Source organism: Mesorhizobium sp. M0189 (assembly GCF_040322135.1).
GTDB lineage: Bacteria > Pseudomonadota > Alphaproteobacteria > Rhizobiales > Rhizobiaceae > Mesorhizobium.
Window position 1 is genome coordinate 22,170 of record NZ_JAMYSW010000003.1, and the last position, 15,806, is coordinate 37,975.

Below are 15,806 nucleotides of genomic sequence, written 5' to 3' on the forward strand. Positions count from 1 at the left end.
TTCGTCGCCGGGCACACTACCACATGGTCTCTCTGTATTCCTCTTCCAGCCAGCGGTCGGTCGCCTCGGCCGAATCGGCGAGCGCCAACTGGTCGCGCAGGATCTGGCCGAGCGTCGGCAGCGTCGCGCGGTCGTACCAGCTCTCCGGCTTCCACAATTCGGAGCGCATGAAGGCCTTGGCGCAATGCATGTAGGCGGCCTTGACCGTCACCACGACGACGCTTTGCGGTGCCTTGCCGTCGACCGCCAGCCGCTCACGCAATGACGCATCGACCGTGATGCGGGCATCGCCATTGACACGCAGCGTTTCGTTCATGCCGGGAATGAGGAAGAGCAGCCCGATCGAGGGATTGAGAAGGATGTTCTCCAGCGTGTCGAGCCGGTTGTTGCCGGGCCGGTCGGGGATGGCGATGGTCTTCTCGTCGAGCACTGTTACGAAGCCCGGCCTGTCGCCCTTCGGCGTCACATCGGCATTGCCGGCGCCGTCGGACGAGCCGATCAGCACGAAGGGGCTCTTGCCGATGAAGGAACGGCAGTGGCCGTCCAATGCCTTCAGTTCCTTGCGGATCGAACCGTCGGTCGGCCGAGGCGTCTTGTAGATCGTCCTCAACTCGTCGCGCGTGGTGATGAATTCCATGCCCCTCTCCTCCTATTCTGACGCAATTCCCTAGGGAAAGCGCTACGCGCTTTTCCCCGGAAAACCGCTACACACTTTTCCTGGAATTGCTCTATTTGCCGGCTTTCTCTTCCTTGGCGGCCTTGTCCTCGAGCGAGTGGCGCAGGATCAACGGCATTTGGCTTAACGTGAAGACAAGGGTAATGGGAATCGTGCCCCAGACCTTAAAATAAAGCCAGGTTTCCTCAGAAAAATCGCGCCACACGACCTCGTTCAGCACAGCCAGAAAAAGGAAGAAAAGCCCCCATCGGAAAGTGAGCTTGCGCCAGCCTTCGGCGTCGAGATTGAAGGCGGAATCAAAGACATAGCCCAACAGCGATCTGCCAAACGCCAACCCGCCAAGCAGCGTGATGCCGAACAGGCTGTTGATGATTGTCGGCTTCATGAAAGCGAAGGTCTTGTCCTGCAGCCACAGCGCCAGCGCACCAAACACAAACACGACGATGGCCGAGACCAGCGGCATGATCGGCCAGCTGCGCGTCAAAATCCACGAAACGCTGAGCGACAGCGCCGTCGCCACCATAAAGAACGCTGTGGCAATCAGGATAGGCTCGCCGATATGGCTGAGGATCGGGAATTTCCCGACAAGCCACGCGCCGCGGATGGTGGTGAAAAAGAACACCAGACCAGGCCCGAGTTCGAGCAGGAATTTCAGGCCGGGGTTCAACGCCTTGCGTCGCGGATCGGACAGGTCGCGTTCGAGGATGGGTGGGTTCATGGGATCCTTCTTACGCACGATCCAATCCAAAAAGTCTGCAACTTTTCGGGATCATGCTCGTCAAGCCACGCCAGCGATCGCCCTGGCGAACTCGCTTGCGGAAAAGGGTTCGAGGTCGTCGACCTGTTCGCCGACGCCGATGAAGTAGACCGGCAATTTGTGCTTTGCCGCGATCGCCACCAGAATACCGCCGCGCGCCGTGCCGTCCAGCTTGGTCATCACCAGGCCGTTGACGCCGGCGACATTGCGGAAGATCTCGACCTGGTTGAGCGCATTCTGGCCGGTGGTGGCATCGACCGTCTGCAGCACGGTGTGCGGCGCTTCCGGATCGAGCTTGCCCAGCACGCGGACGATCTTTTCCAGTTCCGCCATCAGTTCGGTCTTGTTCTGCAGCCGCCCGGCGGTGTCGATGATCAGCACGTCGGAGCCGGCCTCCTTCGCCCGCTCGAAGGCGTCGTAAGCGAGGCCGGCGGCGTCGGCGCCGAGCTTCGAGGCAATGACCGGCGAGTTGGTGCGCTCGCCCCAGATCTTCAACTGCTCGATCGCGGCGGCGCGGAAAGTGTCGCCGGCGGCGAGCATCACCGAGAGGCCGCCATCGGTCAGCTTTGCGGCGAGCTTGCCGATGGTCGTGGTTTTCCCCGTGCCGTTGACGCCGACGACCAGGATGACATGCGGCTTGTGGCTGAGGTCGAGTTCCAGCGGCATGGCGACATGGGTCAGCACCTTCTCCACCTCCGCCGCCATGATGGCGCGGACTTCCGTCTCGGAGACATCCTTGCCGTAGCGGCTGGCGGAGAGCGCGTCGGTAACGCGCAAAGCCGTCTCCATGCCGAGATCGGCGCGGATCAGCACATCCTCCAGGTCCTGCAGCGTGTCCTCGTCGAGCTTGCGCTTGGTGAAGACGCCGGCGATGTTGCCGGACAACTCCCTGGAAGAGCGGGCAAGCCCGTCTCGCATGCGCTGGAACCAGGAGCGCCTCGGCGCCGGTTCGGGCGCTCTTTGCGGCTCGGCCTTCTGCTCGACCTTCTTGGTTACGGTCACCTTGCCGGGGGCAGGTTTTGGCTCCGGCGATGGTTGCGGAATGGCCTCTGGTTCGGGCGCAATCTCGGTCAAGACCGGTTTCGTTTCGACCGGGGCGGGCTGGCGGAGCGGAGGCGGGATTTCGGCCGGCGGCGCTTCGGGCGCTGCGGAGGGGCTCTCGGCGGGCGGTGCGGTATCTTGCAGAGGTTCGCGCTGCCCCTCACCCTTTCCCGTTCCGGGGCGAGCCGCTTGTCTCGCCGGTCCTCCGGACCCCCGTGAAGGACGGAGAGAGGGGGACGTCAGCGTTGCAGCTTCTTCTTCATCGCTTTCAAAAGGAGGCTCGGCCTGCCGATCAGCCCCCTTCTCCCCGTCACCATACGGGGAGAAGGTGCCGGCAGGCGGATGAGGGGCAGCGCCAGCTTCCGATGACCGAGGCTCAGTCTGGACAATCTCCGGCTGCTCCGGCTCGGGAATAACAAGCTCGGCCGGGATTTCTTCCGGCTCCTCAGCAGGCGTTTCCGACTCCGGCTGGATCTCTGGCTCGGGCGGAATGGTTGGTGCGGGTTCGAGCGGTGGCTGCGGCGCGGGCGGCGCTTCCGTCTCGACAGACGGCGGAGGCGCAGTGTCTGCCTCGGGCCGCGACTCTTCGCGTTTCAAAAACTCCGGGACGGCCTGCTCGGCCGCCGGCTTCAGCGCCTCCAGTTCGTCCCATTTGATCGGCGGCAGCGGTGCGGTCTCGTCGGGCCGCTCCTCGACAACTTCCTTCTTGCCGAACGAAAATATCTTCTTGAAAAACCCGGCCATGTCTTGCGCTCTCAGGCGGCGCGGGCGGCAAGCGGCGCGGCGATCAGTCTGATACCGTCATTGCCGGCGATATCAGCCTCGACGATGTCGCCCGGCGCCCCGGCTGACAACACGGCCAGCGTAAACCCTTCGGTGCGGCCGAGCCCATCGCGCTCGACCAGGATCGACTGGCGTGTGCCAGCGAGCGAGGAAAGGTGACGGCGGTAGGCGACCTCGCCGGCGGCGCGCAACCGTGCGGCGCGCTGCTTGACCATTTCGCGGCGAAGCTGCGGCATGCGCGCGGCGGGCGTGCCCTGGCGCGGCGAAAACGGGAAGACATGGAGATGCGTCAGGCCGCATTCCTCGACGATCTCCAGCGAGTTTTCGAACATGGCATCCGTCTCCGTCGGGAAGCCGGCGATGATGTCGGCGCCGAAAACGATGCCGTGGCGCAGTTTGCGCACATCCTCGCAAAAGCGGATCGACTGGTCGCGGCTGTGCCGGCGCTTCATCCGCTTCAGGATCATGTCGTCACCCGATTGCAGCGACAGGTGCAGATGCGGCATCAGCCTCGGCTCGGTGGCGATGGCGTCCAGCAGATCGTCGTCGGCCTCGATCGAATCGATGGAAGAAAGCCGCAGGCGTTTCACGTCTGGCACCTGCTTCAGGATGGTCTTGACCAATTTGCCGAGCTTCGGTGCGCCCGGCAGATCGGCGCCAAAACTGGTCATGTCGACGCCCGTCAGCACGATCTCGGCATAACCATTGCCGGCGAGTCGCTTGACCTGCTCAACCACGGCGCCCATCGGGACCGAGCGCGAATTTCCGCGACCGTAGGGAATGATGCAGAAGGTGCAGCGGTGGTCGCAGCCGTTCTGCACCTGGACAAAAGCGCGCGCCCGGCCCTCGATGGCGTCGACCATGTGGGTGGCCGTTTCGCGCACCGAAAAGATATCGTTGACGCGCGCCTTTTCGGTGTCGTTGACGCCGAAATCCGGCAGCGCGCGATATGAATGCGCCTTCAGCTTCTCCTCATTGCCGAGGACGAGATCGACCTCGTCCATGGCGACGAAATCCTTCGGGCCGGTCTGCGCGGCGCAGCCGGTGACGATGATGCGGGCGGCCGGGTTCTCACGGCGGGCTTTTCTGATCGACTGCTTGGCCTGGCGCACCGCCTCGCCGGTGACGGCGCAGGTGTTGAAGATGATAGCGCCGCCTTCGAGCCCGCCGAGGCCCGCACTTTCGGCTTCACGCCGCATCACCTCGGATTCATAGGTGTTCAGCCGGCAGCCGAAGGTGACGACGTCGATACCCCTGTTGCCACGAGGAGCCATCAGGCGGCGCTTTCGGTGTCGCGCGCCCACGCCCCGGTCGACGGATCGAAGCTGCCGGAAAATTCCCATTCGGCGGCACCGGTCAGGATGACGTGGTCGTCGTCGCGCCACAGGACGTGCAGCGAGCCGCCGCCGGGCGTCATCAGCGTGACGCTGCGGCCGGTGCGCCGGGTGCGGGCCGCGGCGACCACGGCGGCGCAAGCAGCCGAGCCGCAGGCCTTGGTCAGTCCGGCGCCGCGCTCCCAGGTGCGGATGGCCATGGTCTCCGGCGAAGTCACTTGCGCGATGGTGACGTTGGCGCGCTCAGGGAAGATCGGGTGGTTTTCGAGCAGCGGGCCGAAGCGCTCGAGTTCATAGGACCGGACGTCGCGGTCGACCCAGAAGATGGCGTGCGGATTGCCCATCGAGACGACCGACGGCGAATGCAGTACCGGCGCATCGATCGGGCCGATCTGCAGTTCGATCATGCGGGTGTCGCGAAACTCCTCGGCCAGCGGGATGTCCCGCCAGCCAAAGCGCGGCTTGCCCATGTCGACCGAGATCATTCCGTCGGCATGTTCCTCGGCATTGAGGATGCCGGCGACTGTTTCAAAGGCAAATGTCTTCTGGCCCGTCTCGGCGGCGAGCGCCTGGACGACACAGCGCATGCCGTTGCCGCAGGCTTGCGCACTGGTTCCGTCGGAATTCAAGATGTCGATGAAAAAGGCGGTGCCCGGCGTCCTGGGATCGTGGATCGCCATGATCTGGTCGAACCTGGTCGCGGCGTCGGCATTAAGCGCGACGGCTGCCGCAGGCGTTACGCGATCGGCACGGCCACGCATATCGGCAACGATGATTTCGTTGCCGATACCGTTCATCTTGGCGAAAGGGGCCGCGCTTGCCATGGATCGAAAGGTCTCTTGCCGATTTGGCGCCTATATGGCGGATACCGGCCGAAATTACCAGTGCGGCATGCTTTTCAGGTCACCGCGAATACGCCAAGCACGATCAGCAGGAAGATGATCAGCACGATGCCGATGAGGATGCGGGCGCCGGTTGCGGCGGCTCCAGCCAGTGCCGGCATGCCGAGCAGGCTTGCCGCGGCCGCGATAATCAAAAGAATGATGATCCACCTGATCATGAGAGACACCTCGCAGCCGGCAGGTTTGAACACCTACAAACGCTTCTGCGAGGGCTTGGGTTCCCTGCGGTGGCTGGGCGGGTCGAGGACCTGGCTGTGATATGCAGCTACGGATGCAATGTTGTCATGGTGTTGAATGAACGCTACCGTTGTGTCGATTTGACGTCCGGGAATGGATATTTCGCTGCTAAGCAATCTTGGATCCGTTTTTTCGTCTTACCCATGATCTTCACCGCACCGAGACCGTAAGCTGACGACGTGTTTGGCGGGCCGGCGATAGAGTTTTCCAATGACTGAGCGTTGGGACACGATCATTATTGGTGGCGGCCAGGCGGGGCTCGCCATGAGTTACTATCTTCACCAATATGAACGTGAGCATGTCGTGTTGGAACGCGCGCGTATTGCCGGACGCTGGCGGACTGAGCGTTGGGATTCGCTTCGGTTTCAATTCATCAACCAGGCAATAGAGCTTCCTGGGGTTTCTTATCAGGACCCTGAACCGGAAGGATTCGCCCACCACACCGCCATCACGCGGTTCATCGAGCACTATGCGGCAAAAATTGCAGCTCCGGTTCGCGAGGGTGTGGAGGTCACGAAGCTCCGACACAGGGATACCGGCGATTATGCGTTGGAGACAAACGCCGGCAGCATGACGGCCCGCAATGTCGTTGTGGCGACGGGCCCTTTCCAGCGTTCGATGGTACCGGCGGCGGCCAAGGATTTGCCTCGATCCGTTTACCAGGTTCACGCTTCGAGGTACCGCAACCCCGACGAGCTTCCCCCCGGAGTGGTGCTGGTGGTGGGCAGTGGTGCATCCGGCAGCCAGATTGCGGATGAACTCCAGCAATCCGGGCGCGATGTCTATCTTTCGGTCAGTCCGCATCGTCGGGTGCCGCGGCGCTATCGCGGCCAGGATGTTTTGTGGTGGTTCGACAAAATGGGACGTTTCGAGATCACTATCGATAGTTTCCCGGAGCGGCGGTATCCCCCCTCGACCGTCGTAACCGGTGTCAACGGCGGTTACGATATGAACGTCCGCCGTTTTGCACACGATGGTGGAGTGGTGCTGCGACGTGTACTCGGGTGCGCCGATGGAAAACTGTTGGTGGCCGGGGATGCCTCGCAGATATTGGCTGAAGCCGATAGGTCCTATGACGATTTTGTCTCCGCGGCAGAGGCGTTGGCAGAGAAACCTGAAGTCTCGGACCACATCAGCGATGGCAATGAACGCTCAGCAACGCCAATCCTGGCGGAAGTCGGCGGCGCCCGGTCAGTGGATATCTCCGGCGAGAACGTCGGCTCGGTCATCTGGGGAACGGGATATCGCTTCGACTATAACTGGATCGATTTACCAATTTTCGATTCGCGCAACGCACCTATTCAACAGCGTGGCGTGACAGCCTTTCCCGGCCTATACTTTCTTGGCCTTCATTGGATGCATACCTTCGGCTCCGGCCTTCTTTCATATGTGGGCCGCGACGCCGCCCATATAGCCAGGCATATGGAAGCTTTGCAGCCGCCTTCGCCGTCAGGCCAGCCGCCGCGCTAAACCTCTGGCACGTCCCAGACTTCGCCCGGCTGCAAGGCACGGAAACGATCCCGCGGCAGACCGGCGGCTCCAAGTGCTTCGCCGAGCTTTCTGGCCGGCTCGTCGATCGGCTCGTTGGTGAGCCGGAATGTGCCCCAGTGGCAGCCGGCGGCATAGCCAGCGTTGCACAAAAGCATGCCTTGCACCGCCTCCTCCGGATCCTGGTGATGCGGCGCCATGAACCAGCGCGGCTCGTAGGCGCCGATCGGCAGGATGGCGAGGCGGAAGCCGCCATGCTTTTCAGCCATCAGCCGGTAGTTGATACCGCCGTGGAAGCCGGTATCGCCGGCAAAATAGATCTTTGCACTTGGCGTTTCGACGACGAAACCCGCCCACAGCGCCATGCGCCGGTCGCGAGTACCGCGGGCCGACCAGTGGTGCACCGGCTCGACATGCACGGCGACGTCATCGCCGATATCGACCCGATCGCCCCAGTCATGCGCGGAAAGCCGCATACCGGGAACGGCAGCGCCGATGATGGCGTCGTTGCCGAGCGGCGTCAGCAGTAGCGGGTCGTGCCTTGCCTTCAGGCGCTTCAGCGTGGCGAGGTCGAGATGGTCGTAATGGTTGTGGCTGACCAGCACGAGGTCGATCGGCGGCAGATGGGAAAAGGCGATGCCCGGCGGATTGACGCGTTTCGGCCCGGCGAACGAGATTGGCGAGACACGCCGCGACCAGACCGGATCGGTAAGGATGTTCAGGCCGGCTGTCTGGACGAGCAGCGAGGAATGGCCGACCATGGTGAGGCGGAGCGCTGCACCATCGATCCGCTCGACCGGTCTTGCCGGTGGAAACGGACTCGGATTCGCCGCCGGCCATTTCGAGCGCTCGCCGCTCAATTGCCATTTCAACAGATCGGCAAAGCGACCCGGCGGCCGGCCGTCGGGATTGAAGAACAAGGTGCCGTCGAAATGATCGCTGGGCGGGCCGCTGTAATAGCGGTTGGCGGCTCTCTTTCTCGCGGCCAAGAAATCGGCTCCCTGCAGTTTGCTGATCGCCAAGAGATAATGCCGGAGCCAACTGGCGCAAGCATTTGAGGTGAACGTCAAGGATTTGGAGCCGGCGCGCCGTATCGCACCGACCCGGAGGTATCAGCCAGGCAATGTGCATTTTGCGATAAATTTGCAACATTAGCGGCGCAAACCGTATTTTAACCATATCGGGTTGAAATTTCGCCACCTTCTCCATCTTGGTGAGAGGGACATTGCGCGGACGGCACCCCCCAGCCGGATCCGACGGAGGTTGAAGAATGAGATTTTCGAAAACCGGCCTGCTGGCCGTATCGCTGGCCGCGCTCGTTGCGAGCGGCTGTTCAACCTCGCGGTTCTCATCAATGGACGAGCAGCAGCCGGCGCCGCTGGAAGCTGCGCCCGCCGGCAAGGTGACTGCAAACCAGCTGCCGCCCCCGGCGACACCCGGCCCGGCCGATCCGTCGAAATTTCCAACCGCGCCGCAGAACACCCAGGTCGCCTCGTTGCCGCCCGACGGGACGGCGCCGGCCGGCGCGGCCGACCTGACCGCCTCCAGCGTCGCCGGCGTGTGGAAGGCAAGCGTGTCCGGCCAGAGCTGTCAGGTGGCGACGCCGCAGACCAAATTCGGCTCGGGCTATCGCGCCGGACCGCTGCATTGCCCGGCGCCGCTCGACGGCATCAAATCCTGGAACGTCGCCGGCAAACAGCTGACGCTCTTTGACGAGAACGGCGGCACGCTGGCACGGCTGTATTCCTCGGGCGGCGAGAAATTCGACGGCCAGACTTCCAACGGCCTGCCGATCTCGCTAACAAGGTAATCGAACCGCCCCTATTGTTACGCAATTCCGGACGGAAAACCGTTATACACTTTCCTGGAATTGCTGCAGAACGACGTGACCGATGCATCTGCGTGACGGCCTCCAGACCCATGCGACCGTCAAGCAGCGCTACGACCATCTGGTCGAGACGGGCGCCATCGGGCGCGACCCGGCGCAGGAGCGGATCGCCGCTGCGCTCGACCGGCTGATCGACGAAATATCGGCAAAGCGGCTGGCGCATAAATCAAGCGCACTTGGGTGGCTGTTCGCCCGCAAGCGCGAAGTGCACGAGGCAGTCAAGGGCCTCTACATCCATGGCGGCGTCGGCCGCGGCAAAACCATGCTGATGGATATGTTCTTCGAGCTGCTGCCGGTGCGGCGCAAGCGCCGCGTGCATTTCAACGATTTCATGGCCGACGTGCAGGATCGCATCCAGAAGCACCGGCAGGCTCGCAAGAACGGCACGGCCAAGGAGGACGATCCGATCCCACCGGTGGCGCGCGCGCTGGCCGAGGAAGCCTGGGTGCTGTGCTTCGACGAGTTTTCGGTCACCGACATCGCCGATGCGATGATCCTGTCCAGGTTGTTTTCGGCGTTGTTTGCCAATGGCGTGGTGCTGGTCGCCACTTCCAATGTCGCGCCGCAGGAGCTCTACCGTGACGGCCTGAACCGTCAGTTGTTCTTGCCGTTTGTTGCTATCTTGGAGCGCCACGCGCAGGTGCTGGCGCTGGACGCCGACAAGGATTACCGCCTCGACAAGCTCAGCCGCATGCCGGTCTACGTCACCCCGGCCGATGCCGCCGCCGACCATGCGCTCGACGACGCCTGGGCGGTGATGACGCATGGCAGGCCGACGGCCGAGACGATGCTGATGGTGAAGGGCCGGCATGTCGTAGTGCCGCGTGCTGCCGGCGAGGCGGCGCGGTTTTCCTTCGCTGATCTCTGCGAGAGGCCGCTCGGCGCCCGTGACTATCTTGCCATCGCCGGCCGTTTCTCGACCATCTTCATCGACCATGTGCCGGTGCTCGGCGAAGGCAAGCGCAACGAAGCCAAGCGCTTCATCCTGCTGGTCGATACGCTCTACGATCATCATGTGCGGCTGGTGATGAGCGCCGCAGCACCGCCGCCGCAGCTCTATACGGCCAAGCGCGGCAACGAGGTCTTCGAGTTCGAGCGCACCGCATCGCGGCTGATCGAGATGCAGAGCCACGACTGGCTGGAGGATTGGGTGGAAAGGCAGAAGGCGCGGGGATCATCGACAGAGGCGCGGCAGGCTTAGGGCTAGGAGCCCGATGCCCAGCAGGCTGATCTGCAGCGCTCCTTCACACCTGTCCAGCCATCGTTAAAAGGGTCCGTCCCGCCGCGTCTATAATCGATAAACATACATCACAAAATCCTCCGCCGGCCCATGCGGCACCTTTCGCGACTCGTAAAGTGCGCGAGCAGCAACATTGTCCGGCTCGGTGCCGACCCAGGCCTCCTCACAACCATGCTCGCGACCGAGTGCGAACATGGCGTCGAGCATCCTCGTCGCAATGCCCTGGCGTTGAAAGGCCGGCGCCACGCCGACCTCGTCTATGTAGAGTTCGCTCACCTTGTCCGGGTGCCGGTGGACGATCGCGGCGCATTGGCCGATAACGACGCCGTCGGCGAGGGCCACGATCATGAAATGGCCGGGCGCCGCGAGATAGGCAGAGAGTCGATCCGGCCTGACCGGCTCATCGAAAACCTCGTCGGCAACCCGCATCACAAGGGCGTCATCGCCCGGAAACAGCCTTCTGATTTCAGATGCCATTGTGTAGAATTCCTCTAGCCGGCTTCAGAACTTTTACGTTTACGTAAGTCCCATTGTTTCTAACCGATTGAAATTACTCACTCCAAAATAATCGTTTGAATTTTTGCACGGCCGGGGCTATTGCGTGCGGCGAATTTCGCGGTTCCGCAGCATTCCGGCCTCTTCCTCCGACGCCGTCATCAAATCGTCAAGGATTTGGGCGCCGTCATAGTCAAAGGGAAACATCCTGACATGGCACGCAACAAGATAGCGCTCATCGGCTCGGGCATGATCGGCGGCACCCTCGCCCACATGGTCGGCCTGAAGGATCTCGGCGACGTCGTGCTGTTCGATATCGCCGAAGGCATCCCGCAAGGCAAGGGGCTGGACATCGCGCAGTCGTCGCCGGTCGATGGGTTCGACTCCAGGCTGACCGGCGTCAACGACTATGCCGGCATCGAGGGCGCCGACGTCTGCATCGTCACCGCCGGCGTGCCGCGCAAGCCCGGCATGAGCCGCGACGATCTTCTGGGCATCAATCTGAAGGTGATGGAGCAGGTCGGCGCCGGCCTCAAGAAATACGCGCCGAAGGCCTTCGTCATCTGCATCACCAATCCGCTCGACGCCATGGTCTGGGCGCTGCAGAAGTTTTCCGGCCTGCCGAAGAGCCATGTCGTCGGCATGGCCGGCGTGCTCGACAGTTCGCGCTTCCGTTATTTCCTGGCCGAGGAATTCAAGGTCTCGGTCGAGGATGTCACCGCCTTCGTGCTCGGTGGCCACGGCGATTCCATGGTGCCGATGATCCGCTATTCCACCGTTGCCGGCATCCCGCTGCCCGACCTTATCAAGATGGGCTGGACCTCGAAGGAGCGGCTCGACCAGATCGTGCAGCGCACCCGCGACGGCGGCGCCGAGATCGTCGGCCTGCTCAAGACCGGTTCGGCCTTCTACGCGCCCGCCGCCTCGGCCATCGCCATGGCCGAAGCCTATCTCAAGGACAAGAAGCGGGTGCTGCCCTGTGCTGCCTTTCTTTCCGGCCAATATGGCGTCAAGAACACCTATGTCGGCGTTCCCGTGGTGATCGGCGCCGGCGGCGTCGAGCGTATCATCGAGATCGAACTGGCGAAAAGCGAACAGAAGATGTTCGACAGTTCGGTCGCCGCGGTGCAGGGTCTGTGCGACGCCTGCGTCAAGATCGCTCCGCATCTCGCGGCCAAATAAGCCGGCAACCAAGCCCGCCAAACAAGCTGGAGACATAGCGCATGAACATCCATGAGTATCAGGGCAAGGCGCTGCTGAAAGGTTTTGGCGCACCGGTGGCCGAGGGCGTGCCGGTGTTCAAGGCGAGCGAGGCGGAAGCCGCCGCCAAGGCGCTGCCCGGCCCGCTCTATGTGGTCAAGAGCCAGATCCATGCCGGCGGCCGCGGCAAGGGCAAGTTCAAGGAGCTCGGCGCCGATGCGAAGGGCGGCGTCAGGCTGGCGAAGTCGGTGGCCGAGGTCGTCGCCAACGCCAAGGAGATGCTCGGCCATACGCTGGTCACCAAGCAGACCGGCCCGGCCGGCAAGCAGGTCAACCGGCTCTACATCGAGGACGGCGCTGACATCGAGCGCGAGCTCTATCTGTCGATCCTGGTCGACCGCTCGGTCGGGCGCGTCGCCTTCGTCGTCTCGACCGAGGGCGGCATGGACATCGAGGCGGTCGCCCACGACACGCCGGAAAAGATCATCACCGTCGCCATCGACCCGGAAAAGGGCGTGACGGCCGACGATGTGAACACGCTCAACGCCGCACTGAGGCTCGACGGCGACGCCGCCAAAGATGGTGGCACGCTGTTTCCGATCCTCTACAAGGCATTTGTCGAGAAGGACATGAGCCTGCTCGAGATCAACCCGCTGATCGTCATGAAGAGCGGCCGGCTGCGCGTGCTCGACGCAAAAGTGTCGTTCGACAACAATGCGCTGTTCCGCCACCCGGACGTGCTCGAATTGCGCGACACCACCGAAGAGGACGAGAAGGAGATCGAGGCGTCGAAATACGACCTCGCCTATGTCGCGCTCGACGGTAATATCGGCTGCATGGTCAACGGCGCCGGCCTTGCCATGGCGACGATGGACATCATCAAGCTCTACGGCGCCGAGCCGGCCAACTTCCTCGATGTCGGCGGCGGCGCGTCTAAGGAAAAAGTGACGGCGGCGTTCAAGATCATCACCAAGGATCCAGCGGTCAAAGGCATTCTGATCAATATCTTCGGCGGCATCATGAAGTGCGACATCATCGCTGAGGGCGTCATCGCCGCGGTCAAGGAGGTCGGCCTGCAAGTGCCGCTGGTTGTGCGGCTGGAAGGAACCAATGCCGAGCTCGGCAAGAAGATCATCAACGACAGCGGGCTGAACGTGGTGTCGGCCGATGATCTCGACGATGCGGCCAAGAAGATCGTGGCGGCGGTGAAACACTGAGAAACTAGGAGCGTTGCGTTGGGTAGCTTCCCCATTCACTGGGAAGAAGAGGTTCAGAGCTTGGACCAGCTGCCCGACCGCAGCCCCTATTCGGTCGAGGAAATCGAACAATACCTTTGGGAGTGCCACTATCATTGGAAGCTGGACGAAAAACCGATGCACTACAAAGTGCGGGGCGTAGTCGCTGAGGAGACCGATAATTATCGACGTTTCTGGCTTTATCAGGTGTCAGATGAGATTGGGCGCGAGTGGTACGTCGTCGTCGGAGCAGGAAAGAGCCCGTTCAAACCTACGATGAAAATGAGAGCCTGGATGTATGGCAAAGAGAATGATCTCGGACATGCACCTGACCGTTTCCTGCGGGATGAGATTGATGAACAGCACGCTGCCGATGCCCGATGACGGAAAAGGAATGAGCCTGTGCCTCCGCACAAGATAAACCTCGTCGAGGCGGCGGATACGAAGATCAAGAAGGTCTTCGATCCGCATATTGCCGGCGACGTCAACGATTCCCAGGTCAAGATCGCCAAGTTCGGCGACGTCTTCGATTGGCACGCGCACGACAATGAAGACGAGGCCTTCCTGGTGCTGCGCGGCCGCATCGCCATCGATTTCCGCGACGGCACGGTGGAGCTTTCCAGCGGCGAGTTCATCGTCGTGCCGCGCGCCGTCGAGCACCGGCCGCGCTCGCTGAGCGAAGAACCTGTTGTGCTGATGTTCGAGCCGGCGACGACGCTCAACACCGGCAATGCCAAGAGCGACCTCACGGTCGCCGACCTCAAGCGATTGTGACCACGGCGGCTATGACCATGAGCGCGCGGCCTTCCCCGATCAACGGTTTTTGAAAAGGACCACCATGTCCATTCTCGTCGACAAGAATACCAAGGTGCTGGTGCAGGGCCTGACCGGCAAGACCGGCACGTTCCACACCGAACAGGCGCTGGCCTATCACGGCACGAAAATGGTCGGCGGCGTCCACCCCAAGAAGGGCGGCGAGACCTGGACCGGCGCCAAGGGCGAGGCACTGCCGATCTTCCCCACCGTAGCCGAAGGCAAGGCGAAGACCGGCGCCAACGCTTCGGTCGTCTACGTGCCGCCGGCGGGTGCTGCCGAAGCGATCCTGGAAGCGATCGAGGCCGAGATCCCGCTGATCGTCTGCATCACCGAGGGCATACCGGTGATGGACATGATCAAGGTCAAGGCACGGCTCGACCGTTCGACGTCGCGGCTGATCGGGCCGAACTGCCCCGGCGTGCTGACCCCCGACCAATGCAAGATCGGCATCATGCCCGGCAACATCTTCCGCAAGGGCTCGGTCGGCGTTGTTTCGCGCTCGGGAACGCTTACCTATGAGGCGGTGTTCCAGACCACCAATGTCGGCCTCGGCCAGACCACCGCCGTCGGCATCGGCGGCGATCCGGTCAAAGGCACGGAGTTCATCGACGTGCTGGAAATGTTCCTTGCCGACGACGAGACCAAGTCGATCATCATGATCGGCGAGATCGGCGGATCGGCCGAGGAAGACGCCGCGCAGTTCCTCAAGGACGAGGCCAAGCGCGGCCGCAGCAAGCCGATGGCCGGCTTCATCGCCGGGCGCACCGCGCCGGCGGGCCGCACCATGGGCCATGCGGGCGCGGTCATCTCCGGCGGCAAGGGCGGCGCGGAAGACAAGATCGCGGCGATGGAATCGGCCGGCATCAAGGTTTCGCCATCGCCGGCACGGCTGGGCACGACGCTGGTCGAGGCGATTAAGGGTTAAGAAAGTGAGCAGTCGAGCTTTCGAATGCCGATGAGCAGGACATGGAAGACGAGAAGCGCATCATCCTATGCATACCCGGCCCTTGGGAAGGCAAGTCGGCCTTTGTGCGCGCCGTTGCAGAGGCGTCGATGCCTTCAGCTGATTATGTGGCTGCGGGGATGATCGTGATGCACGGCCCGAGCAAAGCTTCGTTCGAGTTTGATTTCTGCGACCGCGACGAGGACATGACGAGAGCCTTCGCTAGCGCTGGCCTCGTCAACGAGCTCGGTAAGGATGTCATCGACAAAATCGCCTCGCATAGGAGCGTCGTCTACCTGCTTTCTACATCCCCACAAACGAAGGAAACGTCGATTTCCGTCGCAAAAGCGGCAGCCCATCTGATCAAGGCCGGCGGTCTTGGCGTGAAGGTCGAAACGGCCGGCAAGGCATTCTCAGCGGATCAATGGCTTGAACGCACAAGCGGTGATTTTGTTGAGATCTATGGACTGATGGTTATGGATTCTGTCTCGGACGGCACAACGACCTACAGCTGCGGCATGCGTAATTTGGGGCTTTGGGATTCTATCGTTTCAGGTGACGAATTTCAGTCTGCCGTCAAGCTGCTTCGCGGCTTCAACATGTATCAACTTTACGAAAGCCCCGAGCTTTTGGCCGGTCAGACGTTTGGACTGGAAGCAGGCGCACCGCGATATCGTTTGAGTGTGGAGACGCAGCAGCCAGACGGGGAACACAATCTGTATACGAACCCTTTTGGCATGTGGCGGCTTAGCCGCGTGGTAGCGCATTAGG

The 15,806-nt window shown here is 62.2% G+C and carries 17 protein-coding genes; 9 read left to right on the forward strand and 8 right to left on the reverse strand.

All coding sequences use genetic code 11. The features are described from left to right. Nucleotides 1-16 precede the first annotated feature (16 nt). The 6 genes from NKJ09_RS05805 to NKJ09_RS05830 all read right to left on the reverse strand — a co-directional run bounded on the left by NKJ09_RS05805 (nt 17) and on the right by NKJ09_RS05830 (nt 5,651). Nucleotides 17-637 carry a pyridoxamine 5'-phosphate oxidase family protein gene (locus NKJ09_RS05805; RefSeq protein ID WP_352494042.1) on the reverse strand — a complete coding sequence of 207 codons (621 nt, stop codon included), beginning with the start codon at nt 635-637 and terminating at the stop codon, nt 17-19. A 91-nt stretch (nt 638-728) separates the two neighbouring features. Further along, complete coding sequence (locus NKJ09_RS05810) at nt 729-1,394, reverse strand: septation protein A (protein WP_352494043.1); 666 nt, start codon at nt 1,392-1,394, stop codon at nt 729-731. Between the two features lie 60 nt (nt 1,395-1,454). After that, nucleotides 1,455-3,218: a signal recognition particle-docking protein FtsY gene (gene ftsY, locus NKJ09_RS05815; protein ID WP_352494044.1), complete on the reverse strand. Its 1,764-nt coding sequence runs from the start codon at nt 3,216-3,218 to the stop codon at nt 1,455-1,457. 11 nt (nt 3,219-3,229) lie between these two features. Continuing rightward, nucleotides 3,230-4,531, reverse strand: coding sequence for a tRNA (N(6)-L-threonylcarbamoyladenosine(37)-C(2))-methylthiotransferase MtaB (mtaB, locus tag NKJ09_RS05820; RefSeq protein WP_352494045.1), 1,302 nt, complete (start codon nt 4,529-4,531; stop codon nt 3,230-3,232). Next, a complete protein-coding gene (dapF, locus tag NKJ09_RS05825) occupies nt 4,531-5,415 on the reverse strand; it encodes a diaminopimelate epimerase (RefSeq protein ID WP_352481057.1) in 885 nt (294 codons plus the stop codon). Before dapF ends, mtaB begins: the two co-directional genes overlap by 1 nt. Before the next feature lie 74 nt (nt 5,416-5,489). Further along, a complete protein-coding gene (locus NKJ09_RS05830; RefSeq protein WP_031195454.1) occupies nt 5,490-5,651 on the reverse strand; it encodes a DUF1328 family protein in 162 nt (53 codons plus the stop codon). A gap of 289 nt (nt 5,652-5,940) precedes the next feature. On the opposite strand from NKJ09_RS05830, the gene NKJ09_RS05835 reads away from it, so the two are divergent. Continuing rightward, nucleotides 5,941-7,200 carry a flavin-containing monooxygenase gene (locus NKJ09_RS05835; protein ID WP_352762463.1) on the forward strand — a complete coding sequence of 420 codons (1,260 nt, stop codon included), beginning with the start codon at nt 5,941-5,943 and terminating at the stop codon, nt 7,198-7,200. Here NKJ09_RS05835 and NKJ09_RS05840 read toward each other — a convergent pair. Then, nucleotides 7,197-8,207, reverse strand: coding sequence for an MBL fold metallo-hydrolase (locus NKJ09_RS05840; RefSeq protein WP_352494047.1), 1,011 nt, complete (start codon nt 8,205-8,207; stop codon nt 7,197-7,199). The two genes, NKJ09_RS05835 and NKJ09_RS05840, sit on opposite strands and share 4 nt — an antisense overlap. 281 nt (nt 8,208-8,488) lie before the next feature. Between NKJ09_RS05840 and NKJ09_RS05845 the strand changes: the two genes are divergently transcribed. Beyond that, nucleotides 8,489-9,028, forward strand: a complete 540-nt coding sequence (locus NKJ09_RS05845) for a protease inhibitor Inh/omp19 family protein (protein ID WP_023723103.1) — start codon at nt 8,489-8,491, stop codon at nt 9,026-9,028. A gap of 82 nt (nt 9,029-9,110) precedes the next feature. Next, entirely contained in the window at nt 9,111-10,307 is a 1,197-nt protein-coding gene (gene zapE, locus NKJ09_RS05850; protein WP_352494048.1) for a cell division protein ZapE, read from the forward strand. An 87-nt stretch (nt 10,308-10,394) separates the two neighbouring features. Here zapE and NKJ09_RS05855 read toward each other — a convergent pair whose 3' ends face one another. Continuing rightward, the gene (locus NKJ09_RS05855; protein WP_031195456.1) at nt 10,395-10,823 is read right to left on the reverse strand and encodes a GNAT family N-acetyltransferase; all 429 of its coding nucleotides are present in this window, start codon (nt 10,821-10,823) and stop codon (nt 10,395-10,397) included. A 231-nt stretch (nt 10,824-11,054) separates the two neighbouring features. Here NKJ09_RS05855 and mdh point away from each other — a divergent pair, with 231 nt between their 5' ends. From mdh to NKJ09_RS05885, 6 genes are all read left to right on the forward strand, one after another. Beyond that, the gene (mdh, locus tag NKJ09_RS05860; RefSeq protein ID WP_023723107.1) at nt 11,055-12,023 is read left to right on the forward strand and encodes a malate dehydrogenase; all 969 of its coding nucleotides are present in this window, start codon (nt 11,055-11,057) and stop codon (nt 12,021-12,023) included. 41 nt (nt 12,024-12,064) lie between these two features. Beyond that, nucleotides 12,065-13,258, forward strand: coding sequence for an ADP-forming succinate--CoA ligase subunit beta (gene sucC / locus NKJ09_RS05865; protein WP_352494049.1), 1,194 nt, complete (start codon nt 12,065-12,067; stop codon nt 13,256-13,258). Nucleotides 13,259-13,276: 18 nt separating this feature from the next. Continuing rightward, nucleotides 13,277-13,660, forward strand: coding sequence for a hypothetical protein (locus NKJ09_RS05870; RefSeq protein ID WP_023723109.1), 384 nt, complete (start codon nt 13,277-13,279; stop codon nt 13,658-13,660). A gap of 18 nt (nt 13,661-13,678) precedes the next feature. Beyond that, on the forward strand, nt 13,679-14,050 hold the full coding sequence (locus NKJ09_RS05875; RefSeq protein WP_352494050.1) for a cupin domain-containing protein: 372 nt from the start codon (nt 13,679-13,681) through the stop codon (nt 14,048-14,050). 64 nt (nt 14,051-14,114) lie between these two features. Next, complete coding sequence (gene sucD / locus NKJ09_RS05880; RefSeq protein ID WP_352494051.1) at nt 14,115-15,017, forward strand: succinate--CoA ligase subunit alpha; 903 nt, start codon at nt 14,115-14,117, stop codon at nt 15,015-15,017. 41 nt (nt 15,018-15,058) lie between these two features. Further along, the gene (locus NKJ09_RS05885) at nt 15,059-15,805 is read left to right on the forward strand and encodes a hypothetical protein (protein WP_352494052.1); all 747 of its coding nucleotides are present in this window, start codon (nt 15,059-15,061) and stop codon (nt 15,803-15,805) included. Nucleotide 15,806: the final 1 nt, after the last annotated feature.

What these genes read in the sequence shown, in the direction of transcription:
- NKJ09_RS05805 (WP_352494042.1), bottom strand. Translation starts at nt 637, where the DNA reads ATGGAATTCATCACCACGCGCGACGAGTTGAGGACGATCTACAAGACG.
- NKJ09_RS05810 (WP_352494043.1), bottom strand. Translation starts at nt 1,394, where the DNA reads ATGAACCCACCCATCCTCGAACGCGACCTGTCCGATCCGCGACGCAAG.
- ftsY (WP_352494044.1), bottom strand. Translation starts at nt 3,218, where the DNA reads ATGGCCGGGTTTTTCAAGAAGATATTTTCGTTCGGCAAGAAGGAAGTT.
- mtaB (WP_352494045.1), bottom strand. Translation starts at nt 4,531, where the DNA reads ATGGCTCCTCGTGGCAACAGGGGTATCGACGTCGTCACCTTCGGCTGC.
- dapF (WP_352481057.1), bottom strand. Translation starts at nt 5,415, where the DNA reads ATGGCAAGCGCGGCCCCTTTCGCCAAGATGAACGGTATCGGCAACGAA.
- NKJ09_RS05830 (WP_031195454.1), bottom strand. Translation starts at nt 5,651, where the DNA reads ATGATCAGGTGGATCATCATTCTTTTGATTATCGCGGCCGCGGCAAGC.
- NKJ09_RS05835 (WP_352762463.1), top strand. Translation starts at nt 5,941, where the DNA reads ATGACTGAGCGTTGGGACACGATCATTATTGGTGGCGGCCAGGCGGGG.
- NKJ09_RS05845 (WP_023723103.1), top strand. Translation starts at nt 8,489, where the DNA reads ATGAGATTTTCGAAAACCGGCCTGCTGGCCGTATCGCTGGCCGCGCTC.
- zapE (WP_352494048.1), top strand. Translation starts at nt 9,111, where the DNA reads ATGCATCTGCGTGACGGCCTCCAGACCCATGCGACCGTCAAGCAGCGC.
- NKJ09_RS05855 (WP_031195456.1), bottom strand. Translation starts at nt 10,823, where the DNA reads ATGGCATCTGAAATCAGAAGGCTGTTTCCGGGCGATGACGCCCTTGTG.
- mdh (WP_023723107.1), top strand. Translation starts at nt 11,055, where the DNA reads ATGGCACGCAACAAGATAGCGCTCATCGGCTCGGGCATGATCGGCGGC.
- sucC (WP_352494049.1), top strand. Translation starts at nt 12,065, where the DNA reads ATGAACATCCATGAGTATCAGGGCAAGGCGCTGCTGAAAGGTTTTGGC.
- sucD (WP_352494051.1), top strand. Translation starts at nt 14,115, where the DNA reads ATGTCCATTCTCGTCGACAAGAATACCAAGGTGCTGGTGCAGGGCCTG.
- NKJ09_RS05885 (WP_352494052.1), top strand. Translation starts at nt 15,059, where the DNA reads ATGGAAGACGAGAAGCGCATCATCCTATGCATACCCGGCCCTTGGGAA.